Source organism: Georgenia sunbinii (genome assembly GCF_036421875.1).
GTDB lineage: Bacteria > Actinomycetota > Actinomycetes > Actinomycetales > Actinomycetaceae > Georgenia_B > Georgenia_B sunbinii.
The window spans coordinates 573,280-593,763 of the sequence record NZ_JAZGOL010000001.1; the positions used below are offsets into that span (position 1 = coordinate 573,280).

The window sequence follows — 20,484 nt, forward strand, 5'->3', positions numbered from 1 at the left end:
GAGCCCGACCGTGGTTACATGATGATGTGAACGCAACGATGACTGCCCCACTGACCGCCCTGGACCGCTGCGACCGTTGTGGCGCCCAGGCCTATGTGCGTGTGGCGCTGCCCGTCGGCGAGCTCCTCTTCTGCGCACACCACGCCCGCAAGCACGCCGACGCCCTCGAAGGTGTCGCCACCAGCATCCAGGACGAGACCCACAAGCTCACCGAGAGCCAGCCCGAGGACTGATCCTCCGCGATTGACGACGGCGCTGGTGACCTCTGAGGTCACCGGCGCCGTCGCTGTTCTGCGCCGTGGCCGCCGGACCGGTTCCCGCGCCCCGCCCCGGGCGCCGGGCCCCGGCCGCCGGGCCCCGGTGGAACGGTGGTTCCGATCATCGGCCGGGGTCTCCAGCAGCGGCTCGTGAGGCGAAGCCCCGAACAATCGGCGCGACGCCGACGGCGCCCGTTCTCTAGTCTCCTGCCATGACCACCGTCACTGCCCCGGCCCACGAGGCGCTGCGCTGGCGTCCGATCACCGCTGAGGACGTTCCGGCCTGGCACCGGCTCGTCGAGGCGATCGAGCTCGCCGACGACCCTGGCGAGCGGTACACCCCCGACGACCTGCGCGAGGAGCTGCTCGAGGGCTCGTGGAAGGACCCGGCCCGCGACAGCATCCTCGGCGTCGACGCCGACGGCGAGGCGCGGGCGTTCGGACAGGTCGAGGTGCTGCCTGGGGACGTCCGTACCGTCCGGGCGTTCTGCTGGGGCGGCGTCCACCCGCAGTGGCGGGAGCGCGGTATCGGGCGCGCGCTGCTGGCGTGGCAGGAGGAGCTCGGCCGGGCCAAGATCGCCGCCGCCGACCGAGAAGGTGCGCCGGGACGGTTGCTGGTGTCCGCCGAGGACCGGATGGTGTCGGTGTGCCGGCTGCTCGACCGGGCCGGTTTTCGCGAGATGAGGTACTTCGTCGAGCTCAGCCGGCCGCTCGACGAGCAGGTGGCACCCGCCCCGCTGCGCGACGGCCTGCGGCTGGTGCCGTTCGACCCGGCACTGAGCGAGCAGGTCAGGCTCGCCCACAACGAGGCCTTCGCGGGCCACTGGGGCAGCGAGCCGCGCACCAAGGAGAGCTGGGACCGAGGCGTCACCGGCAGCCGTCGCTTCCGCGCCGCGTGGAGCTTCGTCGTGCTCGACGGCGAGGAGGTGGCTGGCTACAGCCTGACGTCCGCCTACGAGCAGGACTGGGAGGCGCAGGGGTACACCTCGGGGTGGACCGACGTGCTGGGGGTGCGCAGTGCCTGGCGCCGGCAGGGCGTGGCGTCCGCGCTGCTCGCCGCCACGATGGCCGCGCTGCGGGCGGACGGTATCGAGCGGGCCGACCTGGACGTCGACACCGACAACTCGAGCCGGGCGCTGGACCTGTACACCGCGCTCGGCTACCGACCGACGCGCCGGACGGTCACCTACGGCAAGGACGTCTGAGCGGGCCTCACGGCCGGCCGGCGGTCTCCTGGACGAAGCGCAGCTCCTGGTGGGCGGGCCAGCCGTCGATGTCGCCGAGCGGGTCCGGGTCGCCACCGGCGTCGTCCCAATCGTCCGCGATCGCGTCCCACTCGTCCGAGGCGACGTCGATGACGACAGCGCTGAGCCGGCCACCGTCGACGAGCAGCTGGACGGCGCACGGCACGCCGCGCGAGGAGAGGAAGCGGCCGCTCACCGGGAAGGTGAAGGTGTGCGGCACGGCGAGCGGGACGTCGTCGGGCACCGCGAGCTCGAGCATCCGTCCGAACCCGTCGTCGTCGCCCCAGACCTCCTCGCCGGCGACGGCGAGCTGAGCGCGCAACCGCAGGGAGTCATGGTCCTCGGTCTGCTCGAGGATCGCGGCGACGATGTCCCGAACCTGCTGCGGCAGCTCGCGGACGATCGCCTCATCGGCGTCACCATCGTCGTCAGCGGCGGCGGTCCGGGCGTCGGCCCGGCGCTCGAGCAGCGACATCGTGAGCGCGAGTCCGACACCGGCGACGGCCATCGCCACCCGCGGACGGCGCACACCGCGGCGCCGCAGCTGGCGCACCACCGCCGCGTCGAACACCTCAGACAGCTCGGCGAACGCATAGGTGACCGCGACTACACCCGAGGTGACGGCGACCCGCAGCTCCGGCTGCCACTCCAGGTCCTTCGACTGCTTGAGGCCGAACCACGTCATCCCACCGACGACGGCGGCCTCGGAGCTGCGGAACGCGAACCGGCCCAGCGGTCCCAGCCGCGCCGGGTCGACGAGCGTCAGCGCACCGGTCGCGGCGGCGACACCGAGGTCGACGGTGAGCCGGTCGGGTGCGGGGCTGGGCGGGAAGGCGGTGTCGAGGTCGGTCACCGCACGATCGTACGGGCGCAGCCGCGACGATGCGTCCCGGGCAACGAACGACGTGTGCCCTCCGGCGGCCGAGGCTGCCGGAGGGCACACGTGCGTGGTGGGTCGGACCTATCAGTCCAGGTAGTCCCGCACTGTCGGCGACTATGCGCTGTGCATCACCGCAGATCAGCAGGTACGCGGCGAGCGCTGTGGGTGTGAATATCCCGGAATGAGGAGACGTCACCATGCGAGCACTGGACACCGTCGCGCAGATGACCAAGCGCGACCCAAAGAACACCGGCGGCGGGTGCATGGTTATCACGTACCCTCGCCGACCCGCGCGGGATACGTCGTCGACGTGAGCGAGTACGACGAGGAGCACGTCACCGTGGCGGCCCGCCACCTGGACGAGCACGGCGACATCTGGTGCGACGACGGCGCCGGGCTGTGGGTGTGGGAGCGCACCCGTCCCGAGCACGTCGAGCGCGCGCTCTTCGACGCGCAGATGTTCATCGTCAGCCACGTCTGCGAGGTGGCCCGATGAGCGCCACGCTGGCAGATGTCCGCGCCACCTTTGCCCACGCGAAGCGCACCGCCGAGTCGATAGGCGTCGACGGCGCCGATCGCTGGGTCCTCCAAGAGGGCAGCAAGACCTACGGCCGCGCGTGGCGGATCTACTGCCGCGACCCCGAGACCGGCGGCCTCTACGGCGCGAGCGACTACCTCGGCACCACGCGCACCGAAGCCGAGCGCACGCTACGCGGGATCGCGCACGGCATGATCGTTGCCGCCGAGACCGTCCGGGCGCGGGAGGCGGCCCAATGAGCGACGTCGACTCTCCCGCGATCCTCGCAGCCCGGTTGACGGGCACGCGCCGCGCGTTCCTCGCGTCCCTGTCCGACGGCGACGGCGCGGCCACCTTGACTTACCGGCGCGCCGACCGTGGCGGGGTGTTCCTCACGCCCGCTGGTCTCGTCGACTGGTCCACGTCTCCGCTGCCCGGTGACGCGACCGCGTGGCGCGGCGCCGAGCCCGCTGTGGGAGGTGCGGCCCGGTGACGGCGAAGATGAGCGGCCGTCGCGGCGGCCGAATCGAACTGTCGCAGCGCGCCTGGACGCTGCCCGACGGCTCCCCCGCGGGCTGGTGGTCGCTCGCCCCGGGCCGCGACCCTGGCGGCGACCGTGCTGCCCGCGAGGCGGCGCGCGAGATCCCCGTCGAGCACCGCGAGCACGCCTGGCTCCGAGATGAGCGCGGCCGGACGTGGTGGGCAGTGCTGGACACCCGCACCGGCCGCGCCGCCTACGCAAGCACCCGCGACGACCTACCCGCCGAGGACGTCGCCGCCGCCGAGCCGCTCGAGGACGCCCCGGCCGCCGAGGAGCCGACCACGGAGCCGCGCGCCAAGGGCGTCGAGCCCGCCGTCGCAGAGTCGACCACTGCGCCGCCCGTCAAGGACGTCGTCGACACACCGCCCGCCGCCACCGAGCCTCCCGACGACGACGCCGAGGAGCCCGCCGCCGGCACGCCACCCGCCGCCACCGAGCCCCCCAACGACGCTCCCAAGCAGCCCGAGCCTGTCGAGGACGTCACCGTGCCCGACGACGCCCCGGCCGCCGAGGACGTCGCCACACACACCACCACTACCGAGGAGCCACCCGTGCCCACCACCGACCATTCGCGCGCTCTCGTCTCCGCGCTGGCCAACTTCGATATCTCTGCGACCGTCGCCAGCGTCATCCGCGGGGCGACCGTCGATCGCTACATGCTCAGGCCCGGCCCCGGCGTGCGCGTGGCGCAGGTCGCCAAGCTCTACGACGATCTCGCGCTCGCGCTCGACGTGCCGCACGTCCGCGTGCTGGGAGCCAGTGGGCACGTCGCCGTCGAGGTGCCGGCCACCGAGCGGCGCACCGTGCCTCTCTCCGAGATCTCCGACCCCCTCGAGCAGGACCACCCGCTACGTGTCCCGGTCGGTCTCGACGTCGAGGGCCACGGCATCTCCGCTCGCCTCGACCGCCTGCCGCACCTGCTCGTGGCCGGCACGACGGGCTCGGGCAAGTCGACCTGGACGACGGCGATCCTCGCTCATCTCGTCACCCGCGCAGAGCCGGCCCGCGTCCAGCTCGCTCTGGTCGATCCCAAGCGCGTCGAGCTGGCGCCGTTCGCTGGCCTCGCTCATCTCTGGCGCCCCGTCGCTACCGACGTCGAGGCGGCCGTGACCGTGCTCGAGGAGATCGTCGTCGAGGTCGACGCTCGCTATGAGCGCTTGGAGAGCGCGGGAAAGCGCAGCGTCGAGGATCTCGACGACGCCCCGCCCTATCTCCTCCTCGTCGTCGACGAGCTGGCCGACCTCATGATGCAAGGCGGCAAGCGCGCCGAGCGGTCTCTGGTGCGGATCCTGCAGATCGGTCGCGCCGCAGGTGTCCACGCGATCCTTGCCACCCAGCGGCCCAGCGCCGACGTCGTCAACAGCTTGATCAAGACCAACGCGCCGTCGAGGCTCACGTTCGCCGTGCAGTCGCACGTCGACTCCGGCGTCGCGCTCGGGCAGTCCGGCGCCGAGGCTCTCCTGGGCCGCGGCGATGGCTTGTGGTGGCCCAGCGGCGCCAGCCAGCCCGAGCGCATCCAGTCGCCCTACCTGTCCACCGACGATCTCGACGAGATGCTCGCACCTCTCAAGCGCGCCCAGCCGGCCGAGCCCGAGGACCACCCCTTCAACAACATCGAGCGCCTCAAGGCAGCCAGCAGGGCCCGGATGGAAGCCAACCGCGAGGCCCGCGAGGCTGGCATCGCCGCGGCTACCGCGCCGACCGCCGAGCCGGCACCGACGGCAGAGACACCCGAGGAGCCGGCCACGTACCGGCCCGTGGTGCCGACGGCGGTTGCCGAGGAGCCGACGACGGAGCTGGCCGCGCTCGGCCACACCGCCCGCGAGTTAGCGATGCTGCGCGCGCACGCACGAGAGCTCGACGAGGGTATGGAACTGGCCTACGAGAAGGGCCGCCGCCACGGCGCGCTGGCGATGGAGCTTCCCAGCCACCGCGTGATGCTCGCCCGCGACTGGTGGGTCGCCGTGGCGGTGTTCCTCTCCGTCGCCCTCGCATCCGTCCTCGTACTCCCCGTGCTTGTGCCGGCTGCCGGCGCCTGGGCCGCCTGGACCGTCGCCCGCCGGCGGACGAGCATGGCGAAGTACCGTGGGACGATGTCCCGATGACCAGGAGCACACCGCAGGCGCCGGATCTCGGCGTTCTCCTGCCCTCCTGGGAGATCGCTCTACGGGCCGAGCGCAAGTCACCACAGACGATCAAGTCATACGGCGACGGCGTGCGGGCGTTCCTCACCTACTGCGAGGCGAGCGGCAAGCCGGCCGTGCTGGATCGGGCGACCGCCAACGCGTTCACTGCCCACCTCTTCGACGACCTCGGCCGCGAGGCTTCGACCGTGCGCGCCCGCCAGCTCGCCCTACGGCGGTTCTCCTCGTGGCTCGCTGACGAGGGCGAGCTGGACGTCGACCCACTGCTCGGGCTCAAGTCGCCCAAGCTGGATCAGAAGGTCATCGAGCCGCTGTCCGAGGACCAGATCAAGGCCCTCCTCAAGGCGTGCGCGGGCCGAGACCTACGTGACCGCCGGGACGAGGCTCTCGTGCGGCTCATGATCGAGACGGGCGCCCGCGCCGGTGAGGTGGTCTCCCTGGGAGTCGAGGACGTCGACCTCACTAAGGGGCTCGCTGTCGTGCGACGAGGCAAGGGCGGCAAGGGGCGCGTGATCCCCTTCGGGCCGCAGACCTCACGTGCGGTCGACCGCTATAAGCGTTTGCGGGCCGGCCACCGCCTCGCGGGCACCCCGGGCCTCTGGCTCGGGGACCGTGGAAAGGCGTTCTCCTACGATGCTCTGCACAAGTCGCTGGGCGAGCGCGCCCGAGCCGCGGGGATCACCGGCTTCCATCCCCACCTACTCCGACACACCGCCGCTCACCGGTGGCTGGCCGCAGGTGGCTCTGAGGGCGGGCTCATGGCTGTGGCCGGCTGGTCGAAGCCCGACATGCTCATGCGCTACACCCGCGCCCGCGCCTCCGAGCGCGCAGCCGCCGAGGCCCGCGCCCTGAATCTAGGAGACCTGTGATGGACGATCGACCCGTGTGGTGGTTCGACTGCGATGGCGGCCCAAGCCGCCCACATGATCCGACGCCGCTTGGCGGACTCATGAGCGCGCACAACGACCCCTGGCCGGCTCGGCAGGAGGCCCACCAGGAGCTCGCCGCCCGGGTGCTCGGGCACCGCTTCGAGGCCGAGGAGCCGATTGCGCCGTCTGGCGGACTGTGGGCCGTCAAGGTCTACGAGAACCGCCGCGCGTCCGATCCGAAGGCGCCCGCGGAAGACTGGCAAGCCCGAGACCACGTTAAGCGCGACGGAGGCCAGTTCGTCCTGCGGTGCCCCACGTGTAGGCGCCGCCAGCAGGTGCCCATCGCGGACCTACAGGTGAGCGAGCACGACGGCGTCGCCCACCTGCGGGTGCGCGACGGCTCCTCGATTCCCAGCGGCTCGACGCTAACCATTGGCCGTTTGGATCGCTAATCACACCCATGTAGTCTCAACGTGACACGGCCAGCCCGTCCGGGCGGTTGCTGTCAGGGTCGCGGATGCGATCAGACGCCCTATCGCAGGGTGTGGAACGACGAACAAGGCGATCACCGTGGCAACGGTGACCCGCGGCGCTCCCGGCGCCGAGACCTTCAAGACCCTTCGCGGTCGCCTGGCGTCCCTCTCCCACTGGCACCCTGAGCGCACCGAGGAGATTTGCGCGCTCAAGGCCGAGCTGGCCACGCTGGCAATCGAGCACGAGATCCGTCAAGCCCTCGACGCTCATGACCTCAATGCCAGCCAGCTTCACCGGATCGCCTCGACCGCTCTCGGCGGTGTGCGATGACTGCGACACCATCCGAGCGGCGCCTCGTCGCGCAGATCGCAGCCAACGAGTCATGGGCCAACACGCCCGACCGCGCAGCACGGACCGCACCTGCCCGGGCCGCCATGCTCGCTCGCTTCGAGCGTGAGGTCGATCCCGAGGGCGCCCTGACCATCGAGGAGCGCACCCGCCGTGCCGGGCACGCCCGCAAGGCGTACTTCCAGCGCCTCGCGCTCAAGTCCGCCAAGGCTCGCCGCAAGTCCCGCGAGTACACCGAGCAGGCCGAGACCGCCGAGGCCGAGCTCCAGGCCGCCGGAGGCGCATCATGAACGCGGCGACGCCCCAGCCGCTTGAAGCTGGGGCGCCGGAGAGGACCCTTCCCGAGGTCGAGATCACCGTAGCGCGGTCGACCGACAAGCCCAAGGACGTCCTCGATCCTGCCGAGGTGTTCGCCGCGCTCCTCAAGCCCGGTGAGCGGTCGGCGGTCGCTTGGCAGGGCTCCGGCCCGTTGATGGCGAAGGTCGGCCCCGCCGAGAAGCTCCACCTCGCCGTGCGCGATGACCTCGACATGTGGTTCACGCCGAACGCGACGGTGCTGCCCGTCGATGAGCGCCGCAAGGGCACCGCGGAGGAGATCTCGCGCCTGTCGGTCCTCCCCAGCGACATCGACCACCGCACGGAGCGCAAGGCGAGCGCGATCCCGGACCTCCCCGCCTGCTACCGGATCATCGGGGAGTTCGAACGGCGCACCGGCCTGTACGCGCCGATCTCCGTCGAGACCGGCGGCGGCCTGCAGTACATGGTCCAGATCGACCCCGAGGACGACGAGGCCACCCTGGACAACCCGGGCAAGCGTGAGCGTGCGCAGCGGCTGGCACGGCGCCACCTGGACGTCATGCGAGCGATTGCCGCCGAGCTCCACCCTGGCGCCGAGCTCGACAGCGTGGCGAACCTCGACCGTCTGCACCGGATGCCCGGCACGCGGAACCACAAGTACGCTCACCGCCCGCTCGTGCTCGCTCGCCGGCGCCCCGGGCGCCCCTACACGATGTCGGAGGTCGAGGAGGGGCTCGCCCGCGTGCCCGTCGTCGAGCGCCCAATGGCCCCGACGCCGGCCACCGCGCCGTCCTCCACTGTCACCGAGACCGACCTGGACGCCGGCGACCGCTACGTCGCATCGGTGCTCGACGGCGTCGCCGCCCGTCTGCGGGACATGCAAGCTCGCGCCAAGGCCGACCCGCGCGACTATGACGGCCCGCCGTGGGACGCCACGGTGTTCCGCGAGTGCTGCACCGTGCTTGAGCTGGCGAACTCGCCCTGGAACCGTCTGGACGGCGAGACGGCGCTGAACCTCATCCTCGACAACGCTCCGCGCGACGTCGGTTTTGGCGAGCAGCAGATCACCGACAAGTGGCGCTCTGCGGTGGGAAAGGTTGGCACGAAGGGCAGGCCCAAGCCGCAGTTCCACGACGGCTTCGGCATCTTCGACACCGAGCCGCAGGAGAATGCCGCGCCGGCCTCCGTCGGCGTCCCCACGGACGACGAACAGCGCGGCAGGGAGTTCGCGGAAGACATTCTCAGCGAGGCCGACGTGTTCCTGCGGGACACGGTCGTCGAGCACGTCCTGCGTAGCAGGTTCGTCTACTCCCCTGGTCTCGATTGGCAGAAGTGGACGAGCAAGCGCTGGGAGAACGCGGCGGCTGACGAAGTTATCGCGGCCGTGAGTGACTTCCTCCGCGAGTACGCCACCCAGCGGGCGGCCACGCTCATGCGGAAGATGGGGGAGTCGACGAGCGACAAGGTCCGTGAGGAGATCGGCGGCCAGATCAAGGCGCTCAAGACGCTCTTCTCTGCGCGGAAGATCGGCGCCGTCGTCGGCCTGACCCGCGGCAAGGTGCTGAAGCCTGCCGCCGAGTTCGACACCCACACTCACCTCGTCAACACCCAGAACGGCGTCGTTGACCTGCGCACGGGCGAGATAATGCCCCACGACCCCGAGCTGTACATGCGCCGGATCGCTGGCGCTGAGTACCGGCCCGGCTACGCCCATCCTGCGTGGACCGCCGCAATGGGCGCCCTGCCGTCCAGTGACCACGCCTGGATGCAGGAGCGGTTGGGGCAGGCCGCCACGGGCGAGATCCCGGACGATGACACGCTCGTGATCTTGCGCGGGGGCGGCTCGAACGGGAAGACCACCCTGCTGACGGGCGCGCAGGCGGCGCTCGGCGAGTACGCCACGCTGCTGTCCCGCCGGGCTCTGCTCACCAACCCCAACCAGCACCCGACCGAGCTCATGGACCTCATGGGAGCCCGTCTCGCGGTGATGGAGGAGCTCCCCGAGGATCACCGCCTCGACGTCACCCGGATCAAGGACACTGTCGGCGCACCGTCCATCAAGGCGCGGCGGATGCACAAGGACCCCGTCGAGTTCACCTCCACGCACACCCTCTTCGTCACCTCCAACTACCTCCCCCAGATCGACGAGGTCGACCTGGGGACGTGGCGGCGACTGGTGCTCGTCGAGTTCCCCTACACCTTCCGTCGGCCGGATGAAGTGACCGAGCCGAACGACCGCCCCGGCGACCCGCGGTTGCGCTCCAGGGTGAAGCACGACCCCGACGTTCACGCCGCCGCGCTGGCGTGGATCGTCGACGGGGCCCGCCGCTGGTACGCAGGCGGTCGGATCATGTCCCCCTTGCCGGCAAGGGTCCAGAAGGACACCGGAGCGTGGCGCCGGTCCAGCGACCTGCTGCTCGGCTTCCTCGATGACACCACGGTGCCGGACCCCGGCGCGCGGGTGCTGAGTGCCGAGTTGCTCGACGCCTTCAACCGCTGGCTCGCCCAGCACAATCTGCGCGCGTGGGGTGACAGGACCTTCGCCAGCCGGTTGAAGAACCACGACGAGATCGGCAAGCGCCTCACGAAGGCACGCAAGCGCGGCACCGACGGCCTCTCACGCGACCCGATCACCGGGGGCCAGCCACTGAACCAGGTCTACCCCGATGTGTGGGTCGGACTCCGCTTTCTTCGCATCGACGAGGAAGGAGAGGGGGCGTGGACGACGCTCTGACCTGCGCGAACGCGATGTGAACGCGGTGAACGGGGTCGCTACTAAATCTCTCTATGTAGATACGTCCTACAGCAATTTATAAACAAGCACGTTCACCGCGTTCAAGCCCTGCACAGCCCGAGATCCAACGAAGGGACAGATCGATGAGCACGACCACCGGACCGACCACGGACCAGCTGCGCGCCCGCCTGCTCAGCCACCTCGACGACATGGACGCCGCGCTTCGCGGGCACGGCAAGCACGACCTCGCCCGCACCTACGCAGCCGCCGCCCAGGCGATCGCAGCAGCACTCGCTGTCCTTCCTGCCGGGGAGAGCGGTGACGTGTGGACGGCCCCCGACAGCCGGCCGCCCTACTGGAACATGAGCGCCGAGGACGGGGAGGCAACCTCGTGAGCCAGCCACCGCTCGTCCCCGCTCACCTCCACGGCAAGGTCGCCATCGTCGCCCGCTGCCCGTACTGCGGCCTGTCCCACGAGCACGCCCGTCGCCCCTGCGACGACGCCTGCCAGTCGGTGGCCGGTAGCACGGTGTGTTCCTGCATCGCCGGCAGCCCCTCCGACGGCTTCTACCGGCCACCGTGCGACCCCTCGGCGCCGGGCTACAGCCTGGTCATCCTCCAGCCGACGACGCCGGAGACGTTCTTCCGCGCCGCGGCGGACCTGCTCAAGCTCGATTGGCTCCCTGAGTCCTACGAGGACGTCTACCGGGCCATCGACAACGTACCCACCGCAGACCGCGACGCGATCACCGAGCGCGCGCTGTCCAACACCTGTGCGGCCCTCCGTCGCGCAACCACCCAGAAGTAGGAGATCCACCATGAAGAAGATTCAGATCATCGCGCCCGACGAGGTCAGCTTCTATAGCCTGCACAGCGCCGCCTTCCGCGCGTTGCTGTTCACCGTGGCCATCCCCGAGACCGAGGAGTGCGCCGCCCTCGTCACGGCCCTTGAGGCTGCCGCCGACGCGCACGCCGAGGCCGCCGGCAAGGTCAAGGAGATCGACGCCGCCGAGGCCGAGTACAAGCGCCAGGTAGACCGCGAGGCCCAGGCTTCCGTCGATGAGGGTAGGGCGCCCAAGGCTCTCAAGAAGCCCGACTTCGACGAAGCTCGGGAAAAGGCTGAGGCAATGGTCAAGGCTCGGCTCGGCGCTGTCCTCGCGGCACGGCGCAGCCTGGACACCCAGGCTGCCGCCGACAGCGAGCTGCAGGCCGCCAAGGACGCCGCCCGGGTGCCTGAGCTGTACTCCGAGACGCTCGGAGCCGTCCAGGCCGCTCGGGCGAGCTTCGCGCGGTTGCTGGAGGCTCGGGACGCCTGGATCAGCCAGCTGGGCGGCAACCCCGACTACGTCGTTCGCTCCCTGCCGTGGCACGGACCGGTCAACGAGGCTCTCGACGCCGTCGAGAAGTGGCTGACCGCAGCGGCCGACCCGATCAACGAGCCGACGATTGACGTTCGCGATGTTGAGCCGTCGATGCAGATCCGCAAGCAGATGGCCCAGGCCGGCGACCTCGACGCGCTCTACAACGTCGAGTTCGCCGAGGGCTTCGCCGTCAGCGAGTTTACGCGCGGCCACCAGCCCGCGCTGATCGCTTCCTACGACCGCCACTGACCACAACGCCGGCGGCGAAACCTCGTCCGCCGGTCTCACTCCTAGAAAGGCCACGACCATGACCAACGCACTCACCACCGCACTCGTCGACGCATTCGCCAAGCACAGCTCGAGGTTGACCGGGGAGCAGAAGGCCGCGCTGATCGCCACGATCACCGCTCAGACCCGCGACGACGACGAGGACGACGGCATCCTCGACACCGCCGAGACCGACGACGACCTCGCCGGCATCTTCGACTGATCGCGACCCCCGCCGGGCGGGCGGGGTAGACCCCTCGCCCGCCCGGCACCACCCGAAGGAAGCAGGACGATGACCACCACCACCAGGACGCCGAAGGGTTTGGGCACCGCCGGGCGCAGGCTCTGGCGGTCGATCCTCGACGACTACGAGCTCGAGACCCACGAGCAGCTCACGCTGCTCGAGGCGTGCCGGATCGCCGACCGGCTCCAAGACCTCACCGATGCGCAGGCCGGCGCCGAGCTGACCACCACCAACTCCCGCGGCGACACCGTGGCGTCGCCGTACCTCGTCGAGGCCCGCCAGCAACAGGTCGTGTTCCTCCGAACGCTCGCCTCGCTCCGGTTGCCGCAGGGCGACGAGGGCGACGAGAAGCGCCCGCAGCGGCGCGGGGCAGCGCGCGGCGCCTACGGCCCTCGGGCGGTGAGCTGACATGCGCCGCCGCCGGCCACGCGGTGAGGTCGTCGTGCCCCTTCCGCGCCTCGCACCCGGCCTCACCCGCACCGAATGGTTGGCAGCGATGCGGGACTGGGCCGATGCCCACGTGGACGGCAGCGAGCGGTGGGCCGTGGCCCACGCGGCTATCAGCGAGATCGAGGCGTTCGAGCTGCCAGCTGACCGGGCAACCGAGATCATCCGGGCTGCAGCCTCGTGGGAGCCAGCCACGTGAGCCAGCGAGACGAGGAGGCGCTGGTCGCCGCGCGGGCCACCCACGCCACGGTGCCGGCCACCCGGGCACTCCTGCGGGGCGTGGGCGCCGAGCGGCCAGCGTGGGGCCCAGGCAAGGCCGACAGCCAGCTCACCGACGCCGTCCACCGCGGTGCGCGGTGCCACGGCGAGGACGAGCTCACCGAGGCTCGCTACCAGGACGATGCGCTGCCGTGGCGGGCCATGTGCATGCTCTGCCCCGTACGCGCCGCCTGCCTGGTCCTCGGGCGCAAGACTTGGGGCTGGGGCGTCCACGGCGGCGTCGCCCTCGTCAACGGGTACGTGGCCGCGGAGGCGGTCGAGGCCGTCAAAATCGCTGGATGGGGTTCAGCCACGGACATCAACATCCGATGCCATGCTTGGCCCCATGTCCTTCCAGCCCATCTCAGAGCGACTCGTGCGCGCCCTCTCCTACGTGAACATCGCGAACCGAGGTGGAAGCGGCCCTACCCCTGACGAGCTCATCGCGTTCGTGGACAATCCTCGATCATCACTCAGCCAGACGCTCCGTGGCTCCATGCAGAGAATGATCGCCGAACTCGCTGGAGAGGCTCCGGTCGACGATGTCCCGACGCGTATGTCCGGACTCGGCTGGGCACGTCAGGACGCTGGACAACGGCTCACTCTCACCGATCTCGGCCGAGCGGTCCTGCGCGGTCTGCGGCTCGAGGAGACCGAGCAAGTTGAGAGCGAGGCCGTCATCATTGGGCCGGATAACCCGCTCCAGTACGCAATGCTGACCCGGGTAGTCGCCGAGGCCGGTGCCGGCCTGTTGTGTGACCCCTACTTCAAGCCAGACATGCTCCAATGGCTCAGCTCTTCGACCTCGATCAGTCGAGTCCTCGTCACGAGGCCTCGCCCGAAGAAGGAGCGCGAGGAGCAGGATCAACTTTTCCCCATCTTCCTCGGCGCGTATTCCCAGGCAGGGCGTATCGAAATCCGCATCACCGAAGACAAATCCTTCCACGACCGCGGCTTGGTTCACGAGAATGGTGACGTTTCGCTCTTGGGCACCTCCTTGACCGGCATCGGCACTCACCTGACGGCGGTCGTCCCACTGCCCGACGTCGCTGGCCGGCCATGGCGCGAGCACGCCGAACGGGTCTGGGGCGAGGCAACGCCTGTTGTGCCGACCGTCAACCTACGGGCAGAGTTGCCGGCGACTCCTGGGGAGCCTGAGACGTCAGCGGAGGAGCCGGCGGACGAGCCAGCGGGGCCTGTTATCCCGGCGTAGGCCCTAGGGACGTTCTACGTCACCTGCATCACGAGCATTGCTACTTGCAACCGCCCTGGCACTCGACCATTTTGGCCCAACTGTGCGCAGCCCTCGATACGCTCCAAACATGGCAAAGACCACTGGGACGACATGGCGGACGCGCGAGTTCTGGGTGGGGCTCATCCTGCTGCTCGCACTGGTCGGAGCCTCTATCGCGTTCCTCTACTTCGTGATCCGCACGGTCGTAGGCTGGTTCACGGCTGCCGAGGGCCCGATCGCACAAGCTTCGATCGGTGCAGCGGCGACCATCGCGGCGGCATCCATCACAGTGATCGTCACCAGGACGCTCGAGGCCAGGCGCGAGGTGCGTCAGGAGCTGCGCTTGCTGTACCGGGAGTCGTACGAGCAGTTCACCGTGATGCTTTTCGGGATGTTAGTGAAGGTCAAGACCAGGCCCGGCCGCCAGGTTGACGGTGATGACCTCGCCCTCATGAACGAGTTCGGCCGTTCCGTCGTACTCAACGGCTCGGACAGAGTGGTTCGAGATTGGGCACGATGGCGCTCCAAAGACTGGATGGCGATCGAAGATCCCAAGGTGAGGGCCGCCGACCAAATGGCGTCGCTGATCTCCCTCATGCTGACGATGCGCGAGGACTTCGGGCACAAGAACAAGACCCTCGGACCGGAAGACATCGGCGCGATCTTCCTCCAGCAGGATGCCCTAGCGATGATCGAGGGGAACAGGTCGGATCACCGGTAGGTGGGCGCAGTCGGGCCGCCCCCCTAGGGACGTTTCAGCCCACCCGCATTCTCAGATGCTATGCGGAACGGTGAGTGGGGGGCCGCCGTGGGGGTCACCCCCGTGGGGGTCGACGACAACAGCGACAGCCACGACAACGACGGCGGCGACGAGCGCCGCGACACCGAGGGCAGCCACGACGACGAGCACGAAAGCCGAGCACGGCCACGACACCGACGACGAGCCACCACGACGGGCCGGCCACGACACCGAGAGCGGCGACAATGACGCGCGGGACGATGGCAGCACGGTGAGCGGGCGCACGACGTAGAGGTCGGCGGCGGCCAGGTGCGCGACGGCCAGCAAGGCCCGTGACGGCGACCCACGACAGCGGCGCGTCGAGGCGGCGAGCTGGTGCCCGCGATGGGTGGTCGGCGCAAAGCCGTGGCCGTCACGACGAGGCCGCCGGCCCCCGCGTCGAGGTGTGGCAGGCACCGACGACAACGGCGGCGACCCCCGATTGCTCGAGAATCGCCGCCGTTGATATCTGGACTAAGAGCGCTGTGCTCTGCTACGTTGACTAGGTCAGACACCCACAATCCGCGTAGTTGCAACGGAAGCGGGATGTCAGCCCCGGACTTCTCAGTCCAGGTAGTCCCGCAGCACCTGCGAGCGGCTCGGGTGGCGGAGCTTGGACATCGTCTTGCTCTCGATCTGCCGGATCCGCTCCCGGGTGACGCCGTAGACCTTCCCGATCTCGTCGAGGGTCTTGGGCTGGCCGTCGCTGAGGCCGAAGCGCATCGAGACGACGCCGGCCTCGCGCTCGGAGAGCGTGTCGAGGACCTGGTGGAGCTGCTCCTGGAGCAGCGTGAAGCTGACGGCGTCCGCGGGGACGACGGCCTCGGAGTCCTCGATGAGGTCACCGAACTCGCTGTCGCCGTCCTCACCGAGGGGGGTGTGCAGCGAGATGGGCTCGCGGCCGTACTTCTGGACCTCGACGACCTTCTCGGGCGTCATGTCCAGCTCCTTGGCGAGCTCCTCCGGCGTGGGCTCGCGGCCCAGGTCCTGGAGCATCTGGCGCTGCACGCGGGCGAGCTTGTTGATGACCTCGACCATGTGGACCGGGATCCGGATGGTGCGGGCCTGGTCGGCCATCGCCCGGGTGATCGCCTGGCGGATCCACCAGGTGGCGTACGTGGAGAACTTGTAGCCCTTGGTGTAGTCGAACTTCTCCACGGCCCGGATGAGGCCGAGGTTGCCCTCCTGGATGAGGTCGAGGAACAGCATCCCGCGACCGGTGTACCGCTTGGCGAGGGACACCACCAGGCGCAGGTTCGCCTCGAGCAGGTGGTTCTTGGCCAGCCGGCCGTCGTGCGCGATCCACTCGAGCTCGCGGCGCAGCTTGGCGGCGATCTTCTCCTCGCCGGCGAGGGTCTCCTCGGCGAACAGACCGGCCTCGATCCGCTTGGCGAGCTCGACCTCCTGCTCGGCGTTGAGGAGGGCGACCTTGCCGATCTGCTTGAGGTAGTCCTTGACCGGGTCCGCGGTGGCCCCGGCGGTGACGACCTGCTGGACCGGCGAGTCGTCGTCGTCGGCGTCCGAGACGATGAAGCCGGTGTCGGCCGCCGTGGGCGATGCCGCGGTCGTCTCCGGGGTCTCCTCGGCAGCTTCTTCGACGTCAGGGACCGCGGTGAGCGACGCGTTGCCGGTGGTGCGACGAGCAGCCGCCTTGGTGGCGGGCTTCTCGTCAGCAGCCTTGGCCGAAACGCTCTTGGCCGGCGCCTTGGCGGCAGCGGTCTTGGTGGCAGCAGGCTTGGCGGCGCTCTTCGCGGGGGCCTTGGTCGCGCTCTTCGCGGGGGCCTTCGCGGGCGCCTTGGCAGTGCTCTTCGCGGGGGTCTTGGCGGCGCTCTTCACCGGTGCCTTCACGGTCTTCGCGCCGGTGGCCTTGGTGGCGGCCGAGGTCGTCGTCTTCGCCGATCCCTGCTTCGCCGGGGACTCGTCGATGGCGACGGTGCTCTCGGTCCGTGCCGCAGCCGCGGCCTGGGTGCCGGGGGCACGACGAGGTGTGTTCTGGGCGTGCGAGGACACAGAGAACCTTTCGGAGGGGGATGGTGGACCAGGCCGCAGGGCCGGTGACGCTCCTACAATTGTACCCGTTAGGAGTCACACTGCCCTGCCAACCGCACCGGGACCGACGTGACAAGCGACGCGTTGTCCGGTACGCCTGTGATAACAGCACCCGGTCCCCTGGAATTCCGACCCGCCGTCCCTCGCCGGCGGGACCGAGCGCCGTCCTAGCCGAAGAACCGCCGGGCCTCAGGCTCGTTCGGCGGCTTGACGGCCAGCACCGGGCACGATGAGTCGAGCAGGATCCGCTGCGCGTTCGAGCCGAGGATGAGCTTGCCCACCGGGGACCGCCGCCGCAGCCCGATGACGATGAGCTCGGCGTCGAACTCCTCAGCAGCCTCGATGAGGTTCGACGCGACGTCGTTGCCGCGCCCGAGGAGCCGCACCTCGTACGGGACCTCGGCGTCGTCGAGGCGGTCGCGCAACGCGTCGAGCTCGGCGTCGACGTCGGCGTGCTCCTCCTGCCGGGACCGGCGCGAGATGACGACGACGACGCGCGCGTCGCGCCGTCGTGCCTCGGCAATACCTGCCTCGAGCGCGGCCTCTCCCTCAGGTGTGGCGACGAAACCGACGACGATCGCCATCCGATGCTCCATCCCGCGCGGCCGGTGCCGTGCCCTCGCTGCCTGTCCGAGTGACGCTACCGGATGGAACCGCGAGTGGTGTGACGTCAGGCACTCGCCGCGTCGTCGACCACCCACCCCGGTGGCAGGTGGTTGGCCACGGCCTGCTGGACCAGCCGGGCGAGCCGGTGGTCCGGGGCGACGGCGAGGCACTGGTCGCTGAGCACGTCCGCCCGGGCGCTGTCGCCGGACCACCACGCCAGCCAGCCGAGCATCCCGAGTGCCGGCGCGGCCGCGACGCCGCCGACTGACGCCGCGGCGTGACGCAGCACAGCGGCCACCGGATCGACCCGCTGCGCGTCCGGCGGACTGCCGCCCGGGCCCATGGCGCCGGCGAACGCGTGGTCGATCTCGCGCATCGTCGGCAGCCAGGCCGGCCCGGGCGCGAGCGCGACGCACATCGCCGCATCGCGCAGCTGGACGTCCTCGAGGCCGGCGAGCAGGCGGCCCAGCTCCCCGGCGCTGACCCCCTTGCCCTCACTGGTCCGGGCCACCATCCGCCGCCACAGGTGGTGCTGGCTGCGCCGCCACGCAGCCAGCTCGGCGACGGCCTCGATGACTGCCGCGGCGTCGTGCCCCGGGTCCCCCGCCACCCTCCCTTGCAGCATGAGCCGTTGACGACGGCCCTTGCGGTAGGCCCGGCCGGCGGCATCGCGGTGGACCGGGTCCGCCGCAGGCGCGACCCGCAGGCCGTCGCGGCCGGCCACCACGGTCAGCCCCTCGAGGACGAGCGTGGCCGCCATCGAGCCGTACTCCAGGTCACTCAGCGGCGAGACCAGCGGCTCGCACGACGGTCCGGAACCCCACACCCCGTACGCCTCTGCGCCCACCACCCAGGGCCCCGGGGCCTCGCACCAGGTGGTCTCCTCCCGGAGCCTGGCGACCGCGCGGCCGGGCGTCGAAGCGGCGCCGAGCTGGTGCCGCGGCAGGTCGGTGTAGATCACGACCAGGGCATCGGTGGAGCCGTCCACCCCCATCAGCTCCGCCGACTCCGCCAGCGCGGACCCGCCGTGCGTCTCGTCGCCCACGTGCGCGAGGTCCAGCCGCATGACAAGTCCGACCGCGGACCGTGGCGGTCGCATCCCCAGCAGCACGACCGACTCACGGGGCCGGAAGCCGAGCCGGTAGGGCGCGTAGGCGAGGAGATCGACGGGGTTCTTGGTCCGGATGACGGTGTTCATGGCGCCATGGCACACCCCGACCCGCTGGGTCCGCTGCGCCCGAGCAACAGATTGTGGATACGGACAGTGCGGCTGACCGATGTGGAGCACCCGTAGGCTGCCGTCATGCCCGTAGCCATCGACGTCGTCAGCGCTGTCTCCTCCCGCCTGGCGACCGCCTTCGTCACCCACACCGCCCCCTTCACCCACCTCGAGGGCATCACCGAGCTCTTTGGCGCCGGTGAGGCGCTGCTCTCCGGAGGCAAGCGGCTGCGAGCGCAGTTCTGCGTCGCCGGCTGGCGTGCGTTCGGTGGCGCTGCGGTCTCGGCGCAGAGCCCCGCGGTACTCGCCGGCAGCGCGCTCGAGCTCTTCCAGGGCGCCGCGCTCGCGCACGACGACCTCATGGACGGTTCACTCACCCGGCGCGGCCTGCCCGCGGCCCACCGCCGGTTCGCGGCCGAGCACGCCGAGCGGGGCTGGCTCGGCAGCTCGGAGAGCCACGGCGCCGCCGGCGCCATCCTCCTCGGCGACCTGCTGCTGTCGATCTCCTCCACCGAGATGGACGTCGCGCGCGCGGAGCTGCCCGCCGAGGCGTCGCACCGGGCGCGGACGGAGTGGGACCTCATGACGGCGGAGGTCGCCGTCGGTCAGTTCCTCGACGTGCGCTCCCAGGTCCTGCCGTGGCAGCACGACGACGAAGCGGTCGAGCGGGCACTCACCGTCGTACGCCACAAGTCCGCCCGGTACAGCGTCGAGCACCCGCTCGTCCTGGGGGCGGCCCTCGCCGGTGCCGACGACGCCGCCCTGGAGCGGCTGCGCGGCGTCGGGCTGCCGCTCGGGGTGGCATTCCAGCTGCGCGACGACGTGCTGGGCGTGTTCGGTGACCCGGCGGTCACCGGCAAGCCGGCCGGCGACGACCTCCGCGAGGGCAAGCGCACCGTGCTGCTCGCGCTCGCGCTGCGCCACGCCGACGACGCGCAGCGCACCGCCCTCGAGGGCGCCGTCGGCCGCGATGACCTCGGCGACGACGAGGTCGAGGAGATCCGGGCGATCCTGCACGAGACCGGTGCGGTGGACGCGCACGAGGACCTCATCGCCGCTCAGCGCGACGCCGGGCTCGCCGCGCTGGCGGCCATGGATCTCGCGGCCGAGAGCCGGGACGTGCTCACCGAGCTGGCCGTGGCACTGACGAGCCGCCAGGCCTGAGCGACGGCGGCACCGCCGCCGATGCGGGTCGGTTCCCGCGGCAGCGCAGGCAGGCCGGCACGGTGTCGGGCTCCTTTGCCCGCCGCGCGACAGCAGTCGGGCTACCTGGCCGTCGCGCGACAGCCGCCGGGCTACAGCGTCTGAGCGACCCGGCGCACCTCGTGGATCCGCTTGTCGCGCAGCGCCTGGATCGGCGTCGTCCCCAGCGCGGGTTCCTCCGACAGCAGCCAGTGCACGGCCTCGTCCACGGTGAAGCCGGAGTCCTGCAGCTGGATGACGGTGCCGCGCAACGACGCCAGCGCGCGCTTGTGGACCGACAGCGGATCGTCGCCGTCGACGAGGAAGGACGCCGGCACGAGGAACGGCCCGTCCGGCGGGGGCTGCCGCATCCCGGCGAGCACGTTGTCACGCAGGAGGTTGCGGACATCGCGGAGCTTGATGCCCATCGCCTCGGCGACCTCGGGGAGAGAGAGCCAGCCGGTCGAGGAGGTGTCGTCAGAAGTCACCCGAGCACCCTAGTCGTCCTGACCGCCGCTCCGCTTTACGCCACGC

At 70.6% G+C, this 20,484-nt stretch carries 26 protein-coding genes; 20 read left to right on the top strand and 6 right to left on the bottom strand.

The annotated features are described in order from the left end of the window. Positions 1–38: 38 nt before the first annotated feature. Positions 39–233: a DUF7455 domain-containing protein gene (locus V2J52_RS02730; RefSeq protein ID WP_331226116.1), complete on the top strand. Its 195-nt coding sequence runs from the start codon at positions 39–41 to the stop codon at positions 231–233. 236 nt (positions 234–469) lie between these two features. Continuing rightward, the gene (locus tag V2J52_RS02735) at positions 470–1,462 is read left to right on the top strand and encodes a GNAT family N-acetyltransferase (RefSeq protein WP_331226117.1); all 993 of its coding nucleotides are present in this window, start codon (positions 470–472) and stop codon (positions 1,460–1,462) included. Between the two features lie 7 nt (positions 1,463–1,469). Here the strand turns inward: V2J52_RS02735 and V2J52_RS02740 are convergent, their stop codons facing one another. Then, a complete protein-coding gene (locus V2J52_RS02740; RefSeq protein ID WP_331226118.1) occupies positions 1,470–2,354 on the bottom strand; it encodes a hypothetical protein in 885 nt (294 codons plus the stop codon). A 337-nt stretch (positions 2,355–2,691) separates the two neighbouring features. Here V2J52_RS02740 and V2J52_RS02745 point away from each other — a divergent pair, with 337 nt between their 5' ends. From V2J52_RS02745 to V2J52_RS02825, 17 genes are all read left to right on the top strand, one after another. After that, the gene (locus V2J52_RS02745; RefSeq protein WP_331226119.1) at positions 2,692–2,877 is read left to right on the top strand and encodes a hypothetical protein; all 186 of its coding nucleotides are present in this window, start codon (positions 2,692–2,694) and stop codon (positions 2,875–2,877) included. Continuing rightward, on the top strand, positions 2,874–3,158 hold the full coding sequence (locus tag V2J52_RS02750; protein WP_331226120.1) for a hypothetical protein: 285 nt from the start codon (positions 2,874–2,876) through the stop codon (positions 3,156–3,158). The genes V2J52_RS02745 and V2J52_RS02750 overlap by 4 nt, the downstream gene beginning before the upstream one ends. Continuing rightward, positions 3,155–3,391: a hypothetical protein gene (locus V2J52_RS02755; protein WP_331226122.1), complete on the top strand. Its 237-nt coding sequence runs from the start codon at positions 3,155–3,157 to the stop codon at positions 3,389–3,391. Before V2J52_RS02750 ends, V2J52_RS02755 begins: the two co-directional genes overlap by 4 nt. Continuing rightward, positions 3,388–5,544, top strand: a complete 2,157-nt coding sequence (locus V2J52_RS02760) for a DNA translocase FtsK (RefSeq protein ID WP_331226123.1) — start codon at positions 3,388–3,390, stop codon at positions 5,542–5,544. Before V2J52_RS02755 ends, V2J52_RS02760 begins: the two co-directional genes overlap by 4 nt. Next, positions 5,541–6,452, top strand: a complete 912-nt coding sequence (locus V2J52_RS02765; RefSeq protein ID WP_331226124.1) for a tyrosine-type recombinase/integrase — start codon at positions 5,541–5,543, stop codon at positions 6,450–6,452. Before V2J52_RS02760 ends, V2J52_RS02765 begins: the two co-directional genes overlap by 4 nt. Continuing rightward, a complete protein-coding gene (locus V2J52_RS02770) occupies positions 6,452–6,904 on the top strand; it encodes a hypothetical protein (protein ID WP_331226125.1) in 453 nt (150 codons plus the stop codon). Before V2J52_RS02765 ends, V2J52_RS02770 begins: the two co-directional genes overlap by 1 nt. A gap of 118 nt (positions 6,905–7,022) precedes the next feature. Then, the gene (locus V2J52_RS02775) at positions 7,023–7,256 is read left to right on the top strand and encodes a hypothetical protein (RefSeq protein ID WP_331226126.1); all 234 of its coding nucleotides are present in this window, start codon (positions 7,023–7,025) and stop codon (positions 7,254–7,256) included. Next, positions 7,253–7,564: a hypothetical protein gene (locus V2J52_RS02780; protein WP_331226127.1), complete on the top strand. Its 312-nt coding sequence runs from the start codon at positions 7,253–7,255 to the stop codon at positions 7,562–7,564. Before V2J52_RS02775 ends, V2J52_RS02780 begins: the two co-directional genes overlap by 4 nt. Further along, complete coding sequence (locus tag V2J52_RS02785) at positions 7,561–10,305, top strand: DNA primase family protein (protein ID WP_331226128.1); 2,745 nt, start codon at positions 7,561–7,563, stop codon at positions 10,303–10,305. The genes V2J52_RS02780 and V2J52_RS02785 overlap by 4 nt, the downstream gene beginning before the upstream one ends. 143 nt (positions 10,306–10,448) lie before the next feature. Then, positions 10,449–10,700 (top strand): hypothetical protein, encoded by a 252-nt coding sequence (locus tag V2J52_RS02790; protein WP_331226129.1) that lies wholly within the window; start codon positions 10,449–10,451, stop codon positions 10,698–10,700. Next, a complete protein-coding gene (locus tag V2J52_RS02795) occupies positions 10,697–11,113 on the top strand; it encodes a hypothetical protein (protein WP_331226130.1) in 417 nt (138 codons plus the stop codon). The genes V2J52_RS02790 and V2J52_RS02795 overlap by 4 nt, the downstream gene beginning before the upstream one ends. 10 nt (positions 11,114–11,123) lie before the next feature. Then, a complete protein-coding gene (locus V2J52_RS02800) occupies positions 11,124–11,915 on the top strand; it encodes a hypothetical protein (RefSeq protein ID WP_331226131.1) in 792 nt (263 codons plus the stop codon). A gap of 58 nt (positions 11,916–11,973) precedes the next feature. Next, complete coding sequence (locus tag V2J52_RS02805) at positions 11,974–12,156, top strand: hypothetical protein (protein WP_331226132.1); 183 nt, start codon at positions 11,974–11,976, stop codon at positions 12,154–12,156. Between the two features lie 69 nt (positions 12,157–12,225). Beyond that, positions 12,226–12,585 (top strand): terminase, encoded by a 360-nt coding sequence (locus V2J52_RS02810; RefSeq protein ID WP_331226133.1) that lies wholly within the window; start codon positions 12,226–12,228, stop codon positions 12,583–12,585. A 34-nt stretch (positions 12,586–12,619) separates the two neighbouring features. Then, on the top strand, positions 12,620–12,823 hold the full coding sequence (locus tag V2J52_RS02815; protein ID WP_331226134.1) for a hypothetical protein: 204 nt from the start codon (positions 12,620–12,622) through the stop codon (positions 12,821–12,823). A gap of 405 nt (positions 12,824–13,228) precedes the next feature. Continuing rightward, positions 13,229–14,095: a hypothetical protein gene (locus V2J52_RS02820; RefSeq protein ID WP_331226135.1), complete on the top strand. Its 867-nt coding sequence runs from the start codon at positions 13,229–13,231 to the stop codon at positions 14,093–14,095. Positions 14,096–14,204: 109 nt separating this feature from the next. After that, positions 14,205–14,837: a hypothetical protein gene (locus V2J52_RS02825; RefSeq protein WP_331226136.1), complete on the top strand. Its 633-nt coding sequence runs from the start codon at positions 14,205–14,207 to the stop codon at positions 14,835–14,837. Between the two features lie 51 nt (positions 14,838–14,888). Here V2J52_RS02825 and V2J52_RS02830 read toward each other — a convergent pair whose 3' ends face one another. From V2J52_RS02830 to V2J52_RS02845, 4 genes are all read right to left on the bottom strand, one after another. Further along, positions 14,889–15,182, bottom strand: coding sequence for a hypothetical protein (locus tag V2J52_RS02830; RefSeq protein WP_331226137.1), 294 nt, complete (start codon positions 15,180–15,182; stop codon positions 14,889–14,891). A gap of 276 nt (positions 15,183–15,458) precedes the next feature. Further along, the gene (locus V2J52_RS02835) at positions 15,459–16,904 is read right to left on the bottom strand and encodes an RNA polymerase sigma factor (RefSeq protein WP_331226138.1); all 1,446 of its coding nucleotides are present in this window, start codon (positions 16,902–16,904) and stop codon (positions 15,459–15,461) included. 206 nt (positions 16,905–17,110) lie between these two features. Continuing rightward, positions 17,111–17,527, bottom strand: coding sequence for a universal stress protein (locus tag V2J52_RS02840; RefSeq protein ID WP_331226139.1), 417 nt, complete (start codon positions 17,525–17,527; stop codon positions 17,111–17,113). 86 nt (positions 17,528–17,613) lie between these two features. Beyond that, entirely contained in the window at positions 17,614–18,747 is a 1,134-nt protein-coding gene (locus V2J52_RS02845) for a DUF4192 domain-containing protein (protein ID WP_331226140.1), read from the bottom strand. Positions 18,748–18,852: 105 nt separating this feature from the next. Between V2J52_RS02845 and V2J52_RS02850 the strand changes: the two genes are divergently transcribed. Next, positions 18,853–19,932 carry a polyprenyl synthetase family protein gene (locus V2J52_RS02850; protein WP_331226141.1) on the top strand — a complete coding sequence of 360 codons (1,080 nt, stop codon included), beginning with the start codon at positions 18,853–18,855 and terminating at the stop codon, positions 19,930–19,932. A 131-nt stretch (positions 19,933–20,063) separates the two neighbouring features. Here the strand turns inward: V2J52_RS02850 and V2J52_RS02855 are convergent, their stop codons facing one another. Then, positions 20,064–20,438 carry an Rv2175c family DNA-binding protein gene (locus V2J52_RS02855; protein ID WP_331226142.1) on the bottom strand — a complete coding sequence of 125 codons (375 nt, stop codon included), beginning with the start codon at positions 20,436–20,438 and terminating at the stop codon, positions 20,064–20,066. Positions 20,439–20,484: the final 46 nt, after the last annotated feature.